The organism is Microbacterium daqui, from assembly GCF_050408675.1.
Lineage (GTDB): Bacteria > Actinomycetota > Actinomycetes > Actinomycetales > Microbacteriaceae > Microbacterium.
In genome coordinates this window covers 1-17,951 of sequence record NZ_JBNTKF010000020.1, presented here as the reverse complement: position 1 = coordinate 17,951, position 17,951 = coordinate 1, and the positions used below count along the sequence as shown (strand labels likewise).

The 17,951-nt window shown below is 64.5% G+C and carries 15 protein-coding genes; 6 read left to right on the top strand and 9 right to left on the bottom strand.

All coding sequences use genetic code 11. The annotated features are described in order from the left end of the window. Window positions 1-3: 3 nt before the first annotated feature. From ACQUSY_RS10915 to ACQUSY_RS10895, 5 genes are all read left to right on the top strand, one after another. Window positions 4-951, top strand: a complete 948-nt coding sequence (locus ACQUSY_RS10915; protein ID WP_428904510.1) for a carbohydrate ABC transporter permease — start codon at window positions 4-6, stop codon at window positions 949-951. After that, on the top strand, window positions 951-1,850 hold the full coding sequence (locus tag ACQUSY_RS10910; protein ID WP_428904509.1) for a carbohydrate ABC transporter permease: 900 nt from the start codon (window positions 951-953) through the stop codon (window positions 1,848-1,850). The genes ACQUSY_RS10915 and ACQUSY_RS10910 overlap by 1 nt, the downstream gene beginning before the upstream one ends. Then, window positions 1,847-2,821, top strand: coding sequence for an N-acetylglucosamine kinase (locus ACQUSY_RS10905; protein WP_428904508.1), 975 nt, complete (start codon window positions 1,847-1,849; stop codon window positions 2,819-2,821). The genes ACQUSY_RS10910 and ACQUSY_RS10905 overlap by 4 nt, the downstream gene beginning before the upstream one ends. After that, window positions 2,818-2,964, top strand: coding sequence for a hypothetical protein (locus ACQUSY_RS10900; protein WP_428904507.1), 147 nt, complete (start codon window positions 2,818-2,820; stop codon window positions 2,962-2,964). Before ACQUSY_RS10905 ends, ACQUSY_RS10900 begins: the two co-directional genes overlap by 4 nt. Beyond that, on the top strand, window positions 2,961-5,747 hold the full coding sequence (locus ACQUSY_RS10895) for an FAD-binding and (Fe-S)-binding domain-containing protein (RefSeq protein ID WP_428904506.1): 2,787 nt from the start codon (window positions 2,961-2,963) through the stop codon (window positions 5,745-5,747). The genes ACQUSY_RS10900 and ACQUSY_RS10895 overlap by 4 nt, the downstream gene beginning before the upstream one ends. Window positions 5,748-5,784: 37 nt before the next feature. Here ACQUSY_RS10895 and ACQUSY_RS10890 read toward each other — a convergent pair whose 3' ends face one another. Further along, entirely contained in the window at window positions 5,785-6,339 is a 555-nt protein-coding gene (locus ACQUSY_RS10890) for an ECF transporter S component (RefSeq protein WP_428904505.1), read from the bottom strand. 237 nt (window positions 6,340-6,576) lie between these two features. Here ACQUSY_RS10890 and ACQUSY_RS10885 point away from each other — a divergent pair, with 237 nt between their 5' ends. After that, window positions 6,577-10,005, top strand: coding sequence for a S8 family serine peptidase (locus ACQUSY_RS10885; RefSeq protein ID WP_428904504.1), 3,429 nt, complete (start codon window positions 6,577-6,579; stop codon window positions 10,003-10,005). Between the two features lie 92 nt (window positions 10,006-10,097). On the opposite strand, the gene ACQUSY_RS10880 is transcribed toward ACQUSY_RS10885, so the two are convergent. The 8 genes from ACQUSY_RS10880 to ACQUSY_RS10845 all read right to left on the bottom strand — a co-directional run. Continuing rightward, window positions 10,098-11,102: a pirin family protein gene (locus ACQUSY_RS10880; protein ID WP_428904503.1), complete on the bottom strand. Its 1,005-nt coding sequence runs from the start codon at window positions 11,100-11,102 to the stop codon at window positions 10,098-10,100. After that, window positions 11,099-11,425, bottom strand: a complete 327-nt coding sequence (locus ACQUSY_RS10875) for a GNAT family N-acetyltransferase (RefSeq protein ID WP_428904502.1) — start codon at window positions 11,423-11,425, stop codon at window positions 11,099-11,101. Before ACQUSY_RS10875 ends, ACQUSY_RS10880 begins: the two co-directional genes overlap by 4 nt. 98 nt (window positions 11,426-11,523) lie before the next feature. Continuing rightward, window positions 11,524-13,590: an acyl-CoA dehydrogenase family protein gene (locus ACQUSY_RS10870; RefSeq protein ID WP_428904501.1), complete on the bottom strand. Its 2,067-nt coding sequence runs from the start codon at window positions 13,588-13,590 to the stop codon at window positions 11,524-11,526. A gap of 144 nt (window positions 13,591-13,734) precedes the next feature. Next, window positions 13,735-15,786 carry a DNA helicase RecQ gene (gene recQ, locus ACQUSY_RS10865; protein ID WP_428904500.1) on the bottom strand — a complete coding sequence of 684 codons (2,052 nt, stop codon included), beginning with the start codon at window positions 15,784-15,786 and terminating at the stop codon, window positions 13,735-13,737. Window positions 15,787-15,796: 10 nt separating this feature from the next. Further along, window positions 15,797-17,260: a sodium/solute symporter gene (locus ACQUSY_RS10860; protein ID WP_428904499.1), complete on the bottom strand. Its 1,464-nt coding sequence runs from the start codon at window positions 17,258-17,260 to the stop codon at window positions 15,797-15,799. Next, window positions 17,257-17,604 (bottom strand): heavy metal transporter, encoded by a 348-nt coding sequence (locus ACQUSY_RS10855; RefSeq protein WP_428904498.1) that lies wholly within the window; start codon window positions 17,602-17,604, stop codon window positions 17,257-17,259. Before ACQUSY_RS10855 ends, ACQUSY_RS10860 begins: the two co-directional genes overlap by 4 nt. A 2-nt stretch (window positions 17,605-17,606) precedes the next feature. After that, window positions 17,607-17,810, bottom strand: a complete 204-nt coding sequence (locus ACQUSY_RS10850; RefSeq protein ID WP_428904497.1) for a LytTR family transcriptional regulator DNA-binding domain-containing protein — start codon at window positions 17,808-17,810, stop codon at window positions 17,607-17,609. After that, window positions 17,807-17,951: transposase (locus tag ACQUSY_RS10845; protein WP_428904530.1), on the bottom strand; the 145-nt coding region annotated here is incomplete at its 5' end. The genes ACQUSY_RS10845 and ACQUSY_RS10850, both read right to left, overlap by 4 nt.

The window sequence follows — 17,951 nt, the reverse complement described above, 5'->3', positions numbered from 1 at the left end:
ACCATGTCCGTGATCACCCCGCGCAGGGCGCGCACCCGATACACCGGTATCGCCCTGTCGAAGACCACGGGCATGGTCTTCGTTCTTCCCGCACTCATTCTGTTTGCGATCTTCATTCTGTACCCGCTGCTGACCGCGCTCAGCTACTCGTTCTTTGACTGGACGGGCATTCTGCGCGGTGACTTCAGCGGCTTTGACAACTACGTCACGCTGTTCACGACGCTGCCCTACAGCGAGCAGCTCCCGAACGCGTTCATGCACAACGTGGTGCTGTTTATCGGCGCCATGCTGTTCCAGAACACCATTGGTCTGGGGCTCGCAACGCTGCTTCACCGGGTGCGTCGCTTCAAGCGGTTCTTCCAGACCATGTACACGCTGCCGTACCTGGTCTCGCCTCTCGTTGTCGGTTACCTGTGGTCGCTGATGCTCTCGCCACTGTTTGGCCCGGTCAACAGCATCTTGCGCGGCATCGGGCTGGGCGATCTCGCGCAGCCATGGTTGGGCAACCCACAGACGGCGATCTGGGTCGTCGTCTTCGTCACCGCCTGGCAGTGGGTCGGCTTCCCGGTGCTCCTCTATGGCGCAGCGCTCGGAGGTATCCCGGAAGAGATCGATGAGGCTGCGTCGCTCGATGGCGCATCATCCTGGCAGCGGTTCCGTGACATCACCTTCCCCATGCTTATTCCCGCCATTGGTACCGTGAGCGTTCTTACCTTTATCGGGGCGATGGAAGCCTTCGCGATCCCGTACGCCCTCGGCGGATCGCAAGGATCGCCGGCCCGGGCCACCGACGTGCTCAGCCTGATGTTCTATCGCACCGCGTTTGAATCAGGATCAACGAATGCGATTGGCACATCGTCGGCGATCGCGACCCTCCTCTTCCTGTTTATCTTTGGTGTTTCCATCTTGATCACGTGGCTGCTCAGTCGCGCCGAACGGAGACTGTACTAATGGTAACCCTGACTTCTTCACCCGTGGCCGAGACAGCTCCGGGCCCGGCGCGTTCCACCGCGCCGCGTCGCCGTCGCAACAAGCCGACCCTGGGCGGAATCGCCGCGTCCAGCTTTTTGTGGATCTACGCTGCCGTCTCCATCGCGCCGCTACTGTTGATGGTGAGCAACTCGTTGCGCACCACACAAGACATGGCGAAAGACCCGCTGGGTCTGCCGCTCAGCCCGAACTTCACGAGCTACCAAAAGGCGTGGGTTACGGCGTCGTTTGAGACGTACTTTCTCAACTCCATCTTCGTGACGATCGCCTCCGTCGTGATCTCCACGGCGGTTTCCCTGCTGGCTGCGTACGCTTTTGCGCGAACCAAATCGAAGCTGTTTCGTACCCTGGAGGGGCTGTTTCTGTCCGGCTTGATGTTGCCGGTCTACCTCGCGATCCTGCCCCTGTTCTTCCTCCTGGACAGCCTCGGCATGGTCAGCAACCTGTGGAGCCTGATTCTGGTTTACGCCGCACTGGGTATTCCGTTCTCCACGTTTGTGCTGGCCAGTTTCTTCCGTCAACTCCCGATCGAGCTCGATGAGGCGGCCCGCTTGGATGGTGCCGGAGCGTTCTCCACGTTCTTCCGCGTTCACCTCCCGCTGGTCAAGCCCGCCATCGCGACGGTGATTGTGTTCCGCTTCGTGCCGGTGTGGAACGACTTCTTCTACCCGCTGATTCTGATTCGCGATCAATCGGCCTACACCCTGCCGGTCGGTATCACCCGCTTCTTCGGTGAGTATCAGACCGACTGGGCGACCCTGTTTGCCGGTCTCACCCTGGCGACAATCCCCCTGGTCATCCTCTTCCTGGTGGCAACCAAGCAAATCGTCTCTGGTCTGACGGCGGGGATGAGTAAGTGAGCGGTGCGTGGGTTCTCGGCATCGACATCGGCGGAACCGGGAGCCGCGCGATCGCGGCAACCGTCACCGATGAGCATGGCGAGACCACGCACGGGACCAGCGCGTCGCCCACCCTGGTCGGCGACGCCGTACAAGTGGCGACGACGGGGTCAACGGCGCTCGACACCGCGCGCAAGCTGATTGATCGCGCGCAGCGCGAGTTCACAGATCGGGATACCGGCCAACTCCGCGGCATCGGCATCGGGGCAACCGGATTGGCAACGCTTGTGGCTGACCCGCCGCAACTCCTCGCTGACATCTCCGCGCAGGCTGGCGTTCCTGTCGTGATCGCCGCCGATGCCATCACCGCGCATGTGGGCGCACTGGGCGGCGCCGCGGGCGCGGTGATCGCCGTGGGAACCGGGTCGATCGCGTTCGGCACCGACTTTGCGTCCACCTGGCATCGCGTGGACGGATGGGGGCATGTGCTTGGCGACCGCGGCAGCGGGTCGTGGATCGGCATGCACGCGCTGCAACGAGCACTAACGACGCATGACGACGTTGCCCGAGGAGGCGAAGCTCTGCTGGCAGCCGCCGTCCAGCGATTTGGCGACCCGGAGACCTGGCCCCGACAGATCTACACTCGACCGGACCGCGCGGGCGTCTTGGCCTCGTTCACCCCCGATGTGGCGACGCTCGCCGCTGACGGCGACGATGAGGCACGCCAGCTTCTCGCCGAGGCCGGAACCCACGCGGCGCAATCGCTGGCTGCCGCCCTGGTTCCGTCGTTGCCACAGCGCGCCGCCTACGCGGGCGGCCTATTCGCTGCCGGTGGGGCGTTCACGGAGGCATTCGAGGCGGAGTTCGCGAGACTGCGGCCGAATGCCACCGTGACGCCCGCCGCAGCAAACCCGCTGCATGGTTCCGTTCACCTCGCGCGCATGATGCTCNCGAGGCGGAGTTCGCGAGACTGCGGCCGAATGCCACCGTGACGCCCGCCGCAGCAAACCCGCTGCATGGTTCCGTTCACCTCGCGCGCATGATGCTCAGCGAGCACCAACCGCTCCCGCAGCGCGCGCCCTACCTGTGGCACAACGCCGCCGTCGCGACGGCGCGGAAGACGGACGACGCATGACTGCGATGACAACGTCGACCCGTTCCATCGACCGTCGGGCGATGGCGCATGATGCCTCTCACTATTACCTGGTTCCGCAGGTTGTGCACCGCCCGGCGAGCATCACCGACATCGCCGACCTGTTTCGGAGCGTTCGGGCGGGAGAGCAAACACTCACGTTTCGCTCGGGCGGAACCAGCCTCAGCGGGCAGGGTGTCACCGATAGCGTGCTCGCCGACACACGCTCGGCGTTTCGACAGATCACGATCCTGGATGACGGTGCCCGGGTTCGCGCGCAGCCCGGGGCGACCGTTCGCCAGGTGAACCAGAGGCTCGCGCGGTTTGGTCGAAAGCTCGGCCCCGACCCGGCCAGCGAAGTTGCCTGCACCATTGGTGGGGTCGTCGCGAACAACTCCAGCGGCATGGCGTGCGGCACGCACCAGAACAGCTACCGAACGCTGGAATCGCTCATCGTGGTGCTGCCGAGCGGAACCATCATCGACACATCACGCAGCGACGCCGACGAATTCCTGCGCGCCCACGAACCCGAGCTCTACACCGGGCTCATTCGCCTGCGCGATCGCGTGCGCAACAACCCCGATTCAGTGCGCCGTATCGCGGAGCTCTTTGCGCTGAAGAACACGATGGGTTACGGCGTGAATGCCCTGGTCGACTTCGACACACCCGTCGACATTCTGGTGCACCTGATGATCGGCAGCGAGGGAACGCTCGGCTTCATTGCGGAAGCGACTTTTCGCACGGTTCCGGCCTATCCGCATGCAGCGACCGCCCTGGCCCTGTTTCCTTCGCTGGACGCTGCGACCGCCGCGCTCCCGGCGATCGTCGCCGAGGGGCCGGCGACGATCGAGCTGATGGATGCGGTCTCTTTGCGCGTTGCGCAGACGCTGCCGCAACGCACGGCAGGCATCGACGCGCTGGCCGTTGATGGCCATGCGGCACTGCTGATCGAGCATCAGAGCGAAAGTCGCGACGAGGTCGCAGACCGAGCTGCGCAGACCGCGGCGCTGCTACGTTCGTTGACGGTGAACGCCTCGCATCAGTTCACGACAGACGCGGCTGTTCGCCAGCAACTGTGGTCGATTCGTAAGGGGCTGTACACCACTGTTGCGGGCTCGCGCCCGTCGGGAACCACGGCTCTCTTGGAAGATGTCGCGGTTCCGGTCGAGGGTCTATTGAGTACGTGTGCTTCGTTGACCGGTCTGTTTAATCGGTATCAGTACGAAGACCGCGTCATCTTTGGTCATGCCAAAGACGGCAACATTCACTTCATGCTGAACGAGCGCTTCGATGACCCTCGGAGCGTTGATCGATACCGCGCCTTCACCGATGACATGGTCGAGCTGATTCTGCAGAACCGCGGAACGCTGAAAGCCGAGCATGGCACCGGGCGCATTATGGCCTCCTTCGTCCGCCGCCAGTACGGCGACGAACTGTACGCGGTGATGCGCGAGATCAAGAACCTCTGCGACCCCGATGGCGTCTTGAATCCGGGCGTTGTGCTCTCGGAGGATGACGACGCGTATTTGCGTGATCTCAAGGTGAGCCCGACGGTCGATGCCGAGGTGGATCGATGCGTTGAATGTGGGTACTGCGAACCGGCCTGCCCGTCGAAAGACCTGACGCTCACGCCCCGTGGACGCATCGCGATTCGCCGAGAGATGGCGGCCGCCGATGCTCGCGGGGACGAAGCGTTGCTGAAGGAGTTGCGCCGAGACTACGTGTACGACGGCGTCAACACGTGTGCTGTCGACGGCATGTGCCAGACCGCCTGCCCCGTGGGGATTAACACGGGTGATCTGGTGCGGCGATTGCGTGCCGAGACGGACAGTGCGATCCAGGACCGCGCGTGGTCGGCCGCGGCTCAACACTGGGGTGGCGTCACGCGCGCGGGTGCTGCCGCGCTTTCTGTTGCGGCTGCCCTGCCCGCGGCGCTGCCGCGCGCCGCCACCATTGCCGCACGAGCGGTGATGGGCAGCGATACCGTGCCCCTCTACGACGCGGAGCTGCCCAGCGGTGGGATCCCCCGCAAAGCGCTGGCCGCGGAGAACCCGGTCGCGGTCTACATGCCTTCGTGCATTGGCACGATGTTTGCACCGCAAGATGCCGGTTCCGGTATCGGCGTCATGGATGCGTTCTTGCGCCTGTGTGAACGCGCGAATGTCGCGGTGCGTGTTCCGGATGGCATCGGGGCACTGTGCTGTGGAACCCCGTGGAAGTCGAAGGGTCATACCCGCGGCTACGACGTCATGCGTGAGCGGGTCTTGCCCGCCCTCCTGGCGGCAAGCGATGACGGTGTCCTGCCGATCGTGTGTGACGCGGCGTCGTGCACGGAGGGGCTTGAAACCATGCGCGCGCAGGCGATTGCGGCCGGTGGAGACTACGTGCGCCTCCGGTTTGTTGATTCGGTGCAGTTCGCTGCGGAGCACCTCGTCGATAACCTCACGGTCGCCGAGAAGATGTCGTCGCTCACGCTGCACCCGACGTGCTCGTCAACGCATCTGGGGCTGAACGATGACCTGTCGGCGATCGGGGGGATGATTGCCGACGACGTTGCCGTGCCCGCGAGTTGGGGCTGCTGTGGCTTCGCTGGTGACCGCGGCATGCTGCACCCCGAACTGACCGCATCGGCGACGGCGCTCCAAGCTGCCGAGGTGCGTGATCGGTCTGCCGACGCCCATGCATCGCTGAACCGCAGTTGTGAGATGGGGATGAGCCGGGCGACGGGCAAACCCTATCGGCACATCCTGGAGCTGCTCGAAGAGGCGACGCGCACGGGCGGGTGAGCCGGACGGGCGGCCCGCGCCGAGAGGGCGCTCGTGGTTATGACGGGTCGGCGGTGCGTGCGAGACCGGCTTTGCGCATCGATCGGCCGATCAGAACGCTCACGTACGTCCAGGCGGCGGCGCCGAGCACATAGATGCCGATCGAGGCGATCGCGAGGGGCAGGCCAAAGTTCTTGATGCCGATGCCCAGGCCGGCGGTGAGACCCAGGATGAGGCCGAGCACCGCACCGCCGAGTACCATCCAGCCGGTTGACCACTTGCGGTAGCGGCCGGTCGCAGCCCAACCCTCCTGCACGCCACCCATGACGGCAATGGCCGCGACATAGCTCAGGAACCATTGCGGACTCATCGCGAGCGCGACGAGTGCTGCGAGGAGGTGCGTGATAAGTGCGACCCACGGCGTGCGCAACATTTCTTGCGCCACGATGCCGGGCAACAGGTGCATGCTCAGCACGAAGCCGTAGAAGATCGGTGCTCCCGCGACCACCGGAATGGTGAGATATCCCGCCACCGCGGAGAGGATTCCCGTGCCGACGGCGATAGCCGCACAAATGAGGAGAACGCGGGTGGAAAGGGGGGATCGGGTGGTCACACTATCTAGTTTACCGAGGGTTCCGAGTATGAGATATCTCTCATCACCCCTTATGAATCTGCTGATAACAGGTTACGTTTGCTGGCGGATTGGCTTTTCGGCCCGTCTGTTGTGCTTTGAAGGAGAACGTCTATGGAAGGTCGATTCGGCCTTAAAGCGGGGGCTGTCGTCACGTTCGCAGCCCTTATAGCTTGTACGTCTGCAGCTACAACGAGCTTCGCGGCGGAGCCAATGGAGGTGACAATTCCCACGCCGTTGGATCTGGAAGATGGTCGATACATCGTCCTTCTGGACGAAGAACCTGCCGCAACCTATGAGGGTGGCGAAGCTGGCCTCGCCGCGACGAAGGCGGCTGACGGTGCCAAGCTCGACACCGCATCAGACGCCGTGGTCGAGTACTCATCGCACCTGCAGAATGTGCAGAGCGCGATTGCCGCTGACGCTGGCGTCACGATCGACGACAACCTGACGATCACGCTCAACGGATTCACGGCAAACCTCACCGCGTCGCAGGCCAAGCGCCTCGCCGCAACCGATGGTGTCGCGTCGCTCGTTCCTGACGCGATCTTCCACCCCACCGCTGTGCCATCGACCGAGTTCCTCGGTCTTGAGGGCGACGCAGGCGTGTGGGAGACCTACGCGGGAGGCCCGGAAGGCGCTGGGGAAGGCGTCGTTGTGGGCGTTATTGACACCGGTATTGCTCCGGAGAACCCGTCATTCGCGGGTGACCCGCTGGGTACCGCTCCCGGTGTTGCTCCGTACCTCGAAGGCAACACCGTTGTCTTCGACAAGGCTGATGGCACGCAGTTCCGCGCCGACCGCGTCGCGGGCGACCAGTGGAACAACGATGACTACTCCACCAAGATCATTGGTGCACAGTTCTTCAGCGCTGGCGCCGATGCCGCAGGCTTCGGCTTCGGTTCTGACATTCTGTCGCCGCGTGACGGTGGCGGCCACGGTTCGCACACCGCGAGCACCGCTGCCGGTAACCACGATGTTGCGGCAAACGTCGGAGGCCTTGACCTGGGTCTGATTTCGGGTGTGGCTCCGGCCGCCAAGGTCTCGTCCTACAAGGTTTGCTACGACGGCCCTAACCCCGCTGTCACGTCTGACGACATTTGTGCGGGCTCTGACCTGCTTGCCGCTATCGACAAGTCGGCCGCTGATGGTGTTGACGTGATCAACTTCTCGATCGGCGGTGGCGCGGCAACGACCGTGCTTGACGCCCTCGACATCGCGTTCTTCAACGCAGCCGCAGCGGGTATCTTCGTTTCGGCTTCGGCTGGTAACTCGGGCCCCGACTACGTCACCGCTGACCACGCATCGCCGTGGTACACGACGGTGGCGGCATCGACGATCCCGACCTACGAAGGAACAGTTCAGGCTGCCGGTGAGTTTGAGGCGCCTGGTGCCGCGATCACCGTACCGGCTGATGGTGTGACCGGTGACGCTGTTTACGCAGGCGACGTCCCCGCTGCTGGTGTTGACGCAGCAGACGCAGCACTCTGCTTCCCGGACACGCTTGACGCGGCTGCCGTTGACGGCAAGATCGTTGTGTGTGACCGTGGCGGCAACGCGCGCGCTGAGAAGAGTGAGACGGTCGCTGACGCTGGCGGTATCGGTATGGTCCTGGTCAACGTGACCCCGGGCTCGCTCGACACCGACATGCACTCGGTTCCGACCGTTCACATTGCTCACACCTACCGTGACGCACTGCTGGCAGCAATCGAGACCGACCCGTCGGTCACGCTCCTCGCGGAGAACATCACGGGCGAAGAAGAAGAAACTACTCCGGTTCCGCAGATCGCTGGCTTCTCAAGCCGTGGCCCGATGCTTGCTGACGGTAGCGATGTTCTGAAGCCCGACGTGGCAGCTCCTGGTGTGAACATCCTCGCCGCCATCAACAACCCTGAGGGCGTTGACCCGCAGTGGGGCCTGATGTCGGGTACGTCGATGGCCGCACCGCACGTTGCTGGTCTCGCAGCGCTGTACCTGGGCGTTCACCCGCTGGCAACGCCGGGCGAAGTCAAGTCGGCACTCATGACGACGGCATACGACACGCTGGACGCTGACGGCAACGCTTTCCCGGACCCGTTTGCACAGGGTGCTGGTCAGGTTGACCCGACGAAGTACTTCCACCCCGGTCTGATCTACCACAACGGTCCGGCTGACTGGGCTGCGTACCTCGAAGGCGTCGGCTTGGAAGACTTCGACGGCATTGAGCCCATCGACCCGAGCGACCTTAACCTCGCTTCGATCTCGATCGGTAGCCTCGCCGGCGCTCAGACGGTCACGCGTACCGTGACGGCAGAAACCGCTGGCACGTACACCGCAACCGTCTCGGTTCCGGGTGTCAACGTCACCGTTGAGCCGTCGAGCATCACGCTCGGCGAGGGCGAGTCGGCAACGTTCACCGTGACGTTCGAGAACGCCACTGCGCCGACCGAAGCATGGGCAACCGGCTTCCTGACGTGGGCTAGCGCTGACATCGAGGTTCGTTCGCCGATCGCCGTTTTCCCGACCACCGCAGACGCTCCGCAGGAGCTCTACGGCCAGGGTATCGACGGTGCGATCGATTACACGATCACGCCAGGCGCTGACGGCGAACTGCCGCTCAACATTTCGGGCCTGACCCCGGTTGAGCTGCACGAAGACCCGGACAACACCGTTCCCGGCCACTCGGGTGACGAGAATTCTGGTGACTCCGCAGGCGACGTGCTGTTCATGATCGAGGTTGCCGAGGGTGCCGAGCTGGCACGCTTCGACCTCGACTCGTCGGACGACGCTGGTAGCGACCTTGACCTGTTCGTCTACCACCTGCCGGACCCGGCGGTATTTGAATACGACGAGATGTGGCAGGGCGCGACTGCTTCGGCAGACGAGCAAGTTACTGTTCACGCTCCGGCTGCTGGTGCCTACCTCATCCAGGTCAACCTGTACTCGACGTCGGGCCCCATGACGTGGGACTTCACGACGGGTGTTGTTGACGGTGCAGATCAGGGTGCCCTGACGGCAACGCCGAACCCGATCGCCGCCGAGCAGGCTGTTGAGGCTCCGGTCGAGCTGAGCTGGACCGGACTCGCACCCGAGACGCGCTACCTGGGCTACGTCCAGTACGGAGACTCGTCTGTATCGAGCGTTGTGACGGTTGACTCGGGCGCGCTTGCTCCGGTCAACACGGCGGCTCCGGTGCTCTCCGGCTCGGGCGTCGTTGGTGAAGTTCTCACGGCAACGCCGGGAACGTGGAATGTTGAAGGCTTGTCATTCCAGTACGAGTGGCTGAAGAACGGCGAGCCCATCGTCGCTGAAGCCGCTCCGGCAGCGCTCACCGAGAGCAACACGTACACGCCGACCGCTGCTGACGTAGGAGCAACCATCTCGGTTCGCGTCGTCGCCACGCAGGCTGACAACCCCAACGTGGGCTCAGCTGACACGAACGGCATCGTCGTAACAGCGGCTCCGACCGCAACTCCGACGCCGACGGACCCGACGACCGACCCGACGGACCCGACGACGGCTCCGACCACGCCTCCGGCAGGCGGCGGTGACCTCCCGGTCACCGGTGCTCCGGACGCAACGGTTCCGCTTCTGGTCGGATTCCTCATCGTGGCACTGGGTGGTGCAGCGTTCTTCATCGGACGCCAGCGTCGCGCACACGCGGAGTAATCCCTAGATAAAAACATCCCCCGGCTGGTTCGCCAGCCGGGGGATGTTTCGTTGTTGGACGACGATTCGTAGAGAATCGGCCCGCCGATGACCTACGTCAGATCGCGATATACGCGCCGCCGCGGCGTGAGCCGCACCTTCGGCATCGGCGGCGCCGGAATCCACTCGTCGCCGTGACCGATGACGTGGCCGTAGCGTTCGGTGCGGGCGGCCCAGTCTGCCTGCGCCTGCTCGATCTCTTCGTGGCTGCGGCCGACGAAGTTCCACCACATCACGAGGTCAGCCTCAAATGGTTCGCCGCCGATCAAGAACACCAGGGTGTCTTGCTCCGCCGTGATCACCACCTTCGTGCGGTGAATGCCCAAGTAGAGCAATTGTTCCGGAGCCAAATCCGTGTCGGGGTCGGCCGCCACGGTCGCCGCGCCTTCGACGACGAGCACCGCGTGCTCCCAATCGTGAACGAGCGGAACCTCGACGCTGTGCCCAGCCGGAATCGCAATCTCGGCACCCACAATGTGCGTGTACACCGTGGCCGGTGAACGCACGCCAGCGAGCTCGCCGAGCACGACGGTCGCGTTGACCGCAGTCTCCGCACCGGACGCGCTGTCGCGCGCCACCAGCGACGCTTGCGGCAGATCGGTCACCTGCTCGAAATCCGCCGCACCCCAGCGCCGGCTCTCCGGCAGCGCGATCCAAAACTGCAACGCGTCAAGGTCTACCGGGCCATCGGTGATCGAGTACTCGGAGTGCGAGATTCCGGCACCCGCCGTCATGAGGTTCAGCGCACCACGCGTGATGTTGACGTCGTTGCCGACGCTGTCACGGTGGCGAATCTCGCCCGCGTACGGCCACGTGACCGTCTGCAGACCCATGTGCGGGTGTGGTTCCACGCGCATCATCGTGTGCTGCGGACCGAAGCGATCCAAAAAGCACCACGCACCCACCATCGGCAGCGCGCGCTGTGGCAGGGCGCGGTGCACGTTCATGCCGCGAATGCCGCCGAGCGGCACCTCCCGAGCCTCGTAGAGCTCGACGCGCGGCCCCGTGCACTTTTCGGTGGGCTCGGTCGGCTCGACCTCGGCGTCGAGGCGGGTCATGACCGTGCGCTCGGCGGCCACGACACGGTGAGACCGGGCACCTCGTTGGCGCGCAGGTACTTCACCACGAAGGGGCAAATCGGAACCACGGTGTCGCCGCGCGCAGCAGAGTCTGCCATAGCGCCAGCGACGAGAATCGAGCCCAGGCCGCGGCCACCAAAGGCGGGGTCGACCTCAGTGTGCGGAAACAGGAAGACACCGTTCTTTTCTTTGAACTCGGTGAAGCCGGCGACTTCGTCTCCGACGAGGATCTCGTAGCGGCTGGTTTCTTCGTTGCGGCGGACGGTGGTGATCTCGCTTGCGGTGCTCTCGTGCGTCATCATGCCTCCAGAATTCAGGTCGTGCCCCCATCGTGCCATGGCTCCAACGGGCGAGGGCCCGTCTCCGCAGAATTGCAGAGACGGGCCCTCGACCAGCTGGACTACTTCTTCTGAGCCTTCTTGAGTGCCTTTTCGTCAAGGGGCATGTCGCCCGATGCGCGCAGCGCTGCGTAGTAGGCGCGAGCCTCGTCCTGGCGCTCGCCCTCGATGCCGCTCGAGATCGGCGCGCGCAGATGCTCCTGCTCGTACCCGAAGGCGTCGACGAGGTCGAGGGCGTGCGGGCGCAAGCGCACCAGCAGGCGCTGGATGTAGCGGGAGACGGAACCAGCGCGCTGTGCCGACAGACGACCGTTAATGAGGTACCACGACAGGTGCTTCTCAATCAGCCCCAGACCAAACAGGTCGCGCAGCCACGTCAGCACCTCCTTGGTTCCGTCATCCGTCACACGCAGCACGGCGTCGGTGAACGACTCCCACTGCAACAGCTCACCGTGCGCACGAGCTGCCTCGATGAGGTCCACCTGCACTTCGTTGAAGAGCGCCGCGGCGTCAGTGGGCGACATCTTGCTGGCGGGGCGCAGACGCATCGCGACGTCGGAGACCATCGTCTGTACGCGGTCGCTCAGCAGATCGTGCTGCTGGTCGGCGCGCAGCCCGTTCTCCACCGAACGTGCGGTCGAACCGAAGTCGGCCACTGTCTGGCCGAGGGCGCGGAGGCCAGCACCATGGAAAATACGCCCGGCGGTCTGACCCGCGGCGAAGGCTGCGAGCTTCGCGGCGTCTTTGCCCTTGAACTGCTGGGCGTAATCCTTCAGGAGGCGCTTACCGACGAGCTGCAGGAGAACGTTGTTGTCGCCCTCAAACGTCGCGTAGATGTCGAGGTCTTGGCGTAGACCCACGAAGCGGTTGCTGAACATGAAGCCCGCCCCACCGCAGGCCTCACGAGCCTCCTGCAGCGTGTCGAGGCCGTGCCACGTTGACAGCGGCTTGAGAGCCGCTGCGAGCGTCTCGAGGTCTTCGCGGTCTTCGTCGTTGTCGGCCTTGCCGCTGAAGACCGCATCAAACTTCACCAGGATTTCGTCGTGCGCGATGATCGACGCGTACGTCGTCGCGAGGCGCGTCAACAGGCGGTGCTGGTGCTTGCCGTAGTCGAGCAACACGACCTCGTCGGTGCCGGTGCCCTGGTCAAACTGACGGCGCTGCGAGCCATAGACGATCGCAATGTTGAGTGCCATGGCAGCCGCCCATGACGATGCGCCGTCGAGTGAAACGCGACCCTGCACGAGGGCGCCGAGCATCGTGAAGAATCGACGACCGGGGCTTGCAATGGGGCTGGTGTAGGAACCATCAACCGCGACATCGCCGTACTTGTTCAGCAGGTTGGTGCGGGGCACGCGAACGTCGGTGAAGTGCAGGCGGCCGTTGTCGATGCCGTTGAGGCCACCCTTGAGGCCGTCGTCTTCGCCGCCGACGCCGGGCAGGAAGTTGCCGTTCTCGTCACGGATAGGGACGTAGAAGCAGTGCACGCCGTGGTTCACGCCATTCGTGATGAGCTGGGCGAACACGGTCGCTGCGATGCCGTGCACGGCAGCGTTACCCAAGAATTCCTTCCACGCCGCGCGGAACGGCGTGTGAATGACAAACTCTTCGGTCTCAGGGTCGTACGTTGCCGTGGTTCCGACCGCCGCGACGTCAGAACCGTGACCGATTTCGGTCATCGCGAACGCGCCAGGAATCGAGAGGTCAAGCACACCGGGCAGCCACTTGTTGTGGTGCTCTTCGGTGCCGAGGTGCAGAATGGCCGAACCAAACAGGCCCCACTGCACGCCCGCCTTGATCTGCATGCTGGGGTCGCCCGTGAGAAGTTCTTCGAACGCGGCGATGCTGCCACCGTGGTTGTCTTGGCCGCCGAATGCAGCCGGGTATGCGCGGTTGATCGCGTTGTTCTCGACGAGCAGGTGCAGCTGGCTGAGTACGCGCTCGCGGTGCTCGTCCATGCCGAGGCCGTCGACGCGCCAGAACGCCGGATCCTTCATCATGGCGCGAGCGGTGCGGCGCTCATCGGCCCACGTGCCCATCAGAATGTCGGTAACCGCCGACACGTCGATACGCGGCTCACCGTCGCGGTGTGCGGCACCGGTCGCGGTGGTGACTTCAGAATTCGTCATGACTCTCCTAGGCAGAACACGGGGAATGACTACGACGGTAGATGCTCCACAATGAAGCGCGCAACCGTTTGGCGATCATCGACAAAGCGCCGCGGGGCCCGGGCGTGCCGGGGTTGTGTGCGCCCCACACCGGGCGCCACCCCTCTACTCTGCCGCGGCGATGACGGCGAGAACACCCTCGCCGTACGATTCTTTCTTCTTCGCACCGATGCCGGTGATCGTATCAAGCGCATCCAGGCTCGTCGGTCGCACGTCGGCGAGCGCGCGCAGTGTCGCATCGCCAAACACGATGTACGCGGGAACACCCTGCTCACGCGCCTGTTCGGCACGCCACGCGCGGAGCGCTTCGAAGAGGTCGCGATCGCCGTCGGCGACGGTGTCGCTCGCACGACTCTTACGGACAGTGGAACCAGAGGTGCGACCCAGCGCGTCTTTGCGCAGCAGCACGGTGCGTTCGCCGCGCAGCACCGCCGTGCTGCCTTCAGTGATGCCGAGCGTGCCGTAGTCGCCCTGCGAAGCGAGAAGATCCTGCGCCAGGAGCTGGCGGACGACGCTACGCCAATCGGCATCCGTCAGGTCGGCGCCGAGGCCGTACGTTGACAGTTCGTTGTGGCGCTGCTGGCGAATGCGTTCGGTCGAGGCACCGCGCAAAATGTCGATGAGGTGACCGGCACCGAACGACTGATTGCGCTCGCGCTTCAGCCTCACAATCGTTGACAGCAGTTTCTGCGCAGCAATGGTTCCGTCGAACGTATCTGGCTTCTCCAAGCACGTGTCGCAGTTGCCGCACGGTGCGGATTCTTCACCAAAGTAGCCCAGCAGGTTCTGACGGCGGCACTGCACGGTTTCGCACAGCGCGAGCATCGCGTCGAGGTGCAGCTGCTGGCGCTGCTTGTGTGCGCGGTCGCCATCGCCCTGGTCGATGAGGCGGCGCTGTTGCACAACGTCGCCGAGGCCGTATGCCATCCACGCGATGCTGGGTTCGCCATCACGGCCGGCACGACCGGTCTCCTGGTAGTAGCCCTCGACCGACTTCGGCAGGTCAATGTGGGCGACGAAGCGTACGTCGGGCTTGTCGATGCCCATGCCGAATGCGATCGTCGCGACCATGACAACGCCGTCTTCGCGCAAGAACCGCGACTGGTGTCGGGCGCGCACGTCGGCGGGGAGGCCCGCGTGGTACGGCAGCGCATCGATACCCTGCGCACGCAAGTGCTCGGCGGTCTGCTCGACCTGCTTGCGGCTCAGCGCATAGACAATGCCGACGACACCCTCGGGCTGCGAGCGAATGAACGCGACGAGCTGCTTGCGCGCATCGGTCTTCGCAGCGATGCGGTACTGAATGTTCGGACGGTCAAAGCTCGAAACGAAGTGCGCGGCCTGACCGAGGTGCAGGCGCTCGGTGATCTCGGCGTGCGTCGCCCGCGTTGCCGTTGCCGTGAGCGCCATGCGCGGAACGCCGGGGAAAGCGTCACCTAGGTCGCCCAGAGCGAGGTAGTCGGGGCGGAAGTCGTGGCCCCACTGCGACACACAGTGTGCCTCATCGATCGCGATGACGCTCAGCGTGCCCTGTGCGATGAGGGCACGGGTCGCGGGGTTCGACAGGCGCTCGGGTGCGACGTACAGCAGGTCGAGTTCGCCCGCGAGGTAGGCCTGTTCGGTCTGCGCGCGCTGCTGGGCTGACTGCGTCGAGTTGAGGTACGCGGCTTTCACTCCGTTGGCGACGAGGGCGTCGACCTGGTCGTGCATGAGCGCGATGAGTGGTGACACAACGAGCCCGGTGCCTTCGCGCACGAGTGCGGGAATTTGGTAGCAAACCGATTTTCCGCCACCGGTCGGCATGAGCACGATGGCGTCGCCCCCGGCCACGACCTGATCAATCGCCGCGGCCTGGTCACCACGGAAAGCGTCGTAGCCGTACACCGAGCGCAACGCTTCGATCGGCGTCGCATACTGCGGTGCACGCACGCCGCGCGGACGATTGACTACCGGGGCTGACGAAGGTGCCGGCGCGTAGTCAGCGCGGGGCGGCGGGTATCCGCCGGCGAAGTCAAGGTCACTCGGTGGCTCAGCATACGGATCGAACGGAACATCGTCGTACGGGTCGTATCCGGGCTCGTCAAACGGGTCAAACGGAACATCGGCGTAGGGGTCGCGTGAACCGTTGGGTGAAGAGGAGAATCCGGGAGCTGCCACCTGGTCGAGTCTACCGAGCGGGGCTTTCCGGAAGGTGCAGTCGTGCCAAGAACTGTGTAGTACCCGCTGGCACACCCCGCTTGTCGAGGAGGGAGACCACAATGACCGTCGCGGTCGTCAGCGGGATCGTCCACGCCGCCGGTTGCGCGAGCACCGCAGCAAGCCAGGTGTGCTCGACGCTGAGCGCCGCCCCGATCATCGCGGCACCGCACGCGAGCGCACCCACGATCATGCCGACCGTCGCACCGCGCGCGGTCATCCGCGGCCACCAGACGCCGAGCACCATGACCGGCGTCAGGCTCGACGCCGCAAAGACGAACACTTGGCCGACGCTGGAAACGAGGCCGGCGGGCACGGTAAGAAACGAGAAGGCGAGCGGAACCATGGCGCAAATGACAGCGGCAAGCCGGAAGGAGCGTACGGAGCCGGTGAAGAGATCTTGGCTCACCACTCCGGCAAGCGAGACCACGAGCCCCGACGATGTTGCCAAGAACGCGGCGAAGGCCCCCGCAACGATGAGCGCGGTCAGGAGATCACCCCACAGCCCACCGATGACCCGCGACGGCAGTTCGAGCACCACGGTGTCGGCGAGGCCGGGCTCGGCAAGATCGGGTGCGGCAATGCGGGCGATGAGGCCCATCGTCGATGACACCGCGTAGAACGCACCCACGAGCACGATGACCATGACGGTCGCGCGCCGAGCCGAGGGGCCATCCGGGCTCGTATAGAACCTCACCAGCACGTGCGGCAGCCCGATGGTTCCGAGCAACAGGGCCAGCATGAGCGACAGCGTGCCGTACAGATCCGCGCCCCCGGGGCCACGTTCGACGGGAAACACGAGGTGCGGGTCGATCGTCTGCACGTGATCGGTGAGCGCGATGAACAAGAACACGACGGGCACGGCGAGTGCGGTGAGCTTGAGCCAATACTGAAACGCCTGCACGGCGGTCACCGCACGCATGCCACCCGCCGCCACCACGCCACCGACGACGAGGGCGACCAGCACCGAGCCGACCCACAACGGGAGGCCAGCCACGACCTGCAGGGTGATCGCGGCGCCGTGCAGTTGCGGCACGATGTAGAGCCACCCGATGATGAGCACCACGACCGACGTCACGTGCCGCGCGGTGCGCGACTGGGTGCGCGCCTGAATGAAATCGGGGATCGTGTACGCACCACTACGGCGAAGCGGGGCACCGACAAACAGGAGTACGAGCAGATAGCCCGCGGCGTATCCGATCGGAAACCAGAAACCCTCGGAACCAGAGAGCAGCACGAGACCGGCAAGACCCAAGAAGGTGCCAGCGGAGAGATACTCGCCACTGATGGCGGAGGCGTTCCACACCGGGCGTACCGAGCGGGAGGCAACGTAGAAGTCGCTCGTGGTGCGCGAAATACGCAGGCCGTACGCACCGAGAACGACGGTCGCGAGAACGAGGCCAGCCACGGCACCGAGAACTAACCCGGTGTTCATACGTCACCCTCGCGCAACGCTCGATACCGGTTTTCGTTCTTGGTGACACCGCGGGCGTAGATGATCGCGAATAGCACGATGATCGGGTAGTAGCCGTAGGCATGCAGGAGCCACGGGAGCGGCACGTGGGCGATCACGATGTCGTTGAGCGACGGGATCGCAAACAGAACCAGGGTGAGCGCGCCCGCGGTGAGGAGAAACCCGGCCAGGCACGTCAGCGCGAGGCGAAGCTGGGCGCGCACGAGTCCGCGTGCATACAGCGGCTCTGATGTGAGCGGGCGACGGATCGGTGCGGTTACCGCGGCAGGCGACGCGGTCACGCGCACACGATTTTTGCTCGACATGGCTATGACCGCAGCAACCGCTCGCGCACGGTGGCAGTGAGACGCCGTGATACCGGCAGTTCAATTTCGGCGAGCGTCACGGTGGGGGTGTTGCCCGAAAGGTGCACGCTCGTCACCGCGTCACGGTGCACGAGGTACGAGCGGTGAATGCGCACGAAGCCCGCGGCATGCCAGCGCTCTTCGAGTTCAGAAATCGGGCTCTTCACGAACGAGGGTGTAGTGGGGGTCTGAAGCCTCCGGCTTCGAGTAGTGATCTGGCGACATAGTTCGTGAGGTTGCGGAAGCCGAGTGCGGAGCCGCGGAGGTGCTCGAGCCGCCCGTTGATGGCCTCGGTCGGGCCGTTGCTG

Excerpts from the sequence above, each read along its gene's own strand:
- ACQUSY_RS10915 (WP_428904510.1), top strand. The coding sequence starts at position 4 with ATGTCCGTGATCACCCCGCGCAGGGCGCGCACCCGATACACCGGTATC.
- ACQUSY_RS10910 (WP_428904509.1), top strand. The coding sequence starts at position 951 with ATGGTAACCCTGACTTCTTCACCCGTGGCCGAGACAGCTCCGGGCCCG.
- ACQUSY_RS10895 (WP_428904506.1), top strand. The coding sequence starts at position 2,961 with ATGACTGCGATGACAACGTCGACCCGTTCCATCGACCGTCGGGCGATG.
- ACQUSY_RS10880 (WP_428904503.1), bottom strand. The coding sequence starts at position 11,102 with ATGACCCGCCTCGACGCCGAGGTCGAGCCGACCGAGCCCACCGAAAAG.
- ACQUSY_RS10875 (WP_428904502.1), bottom strand. The coding sequence starts at position 11,425 with ATGATGACGCACGAGAGCACCGCAAGCGAGATCACCACCGTCCGCCGC.
- ACQUSY_RS10870 (WP_428904501.1), bottom strand. The coding sequence starts at position 13,590 with ATGACGAATTCTGAAGTCACCACCGCGACCGGTGCCGCACACCGCGAC.
- ACQUSY_RS10860 (WP_428904499.1), bottom strand. The coding sequence starts at position 17,260 with ATGAACACCGGGTTAGTTCTCGGTGCCGTGGCTGGCCTCGTTCTCGCG.
- ACQUSY_RS10855 (WP_428904498.1), bottom strand. The coding sequence starts at position 17,604 with ATGTCGAGCAAAAATCGTGTGCGCGTGACCGCGTCGCCTGCCGCGGTA.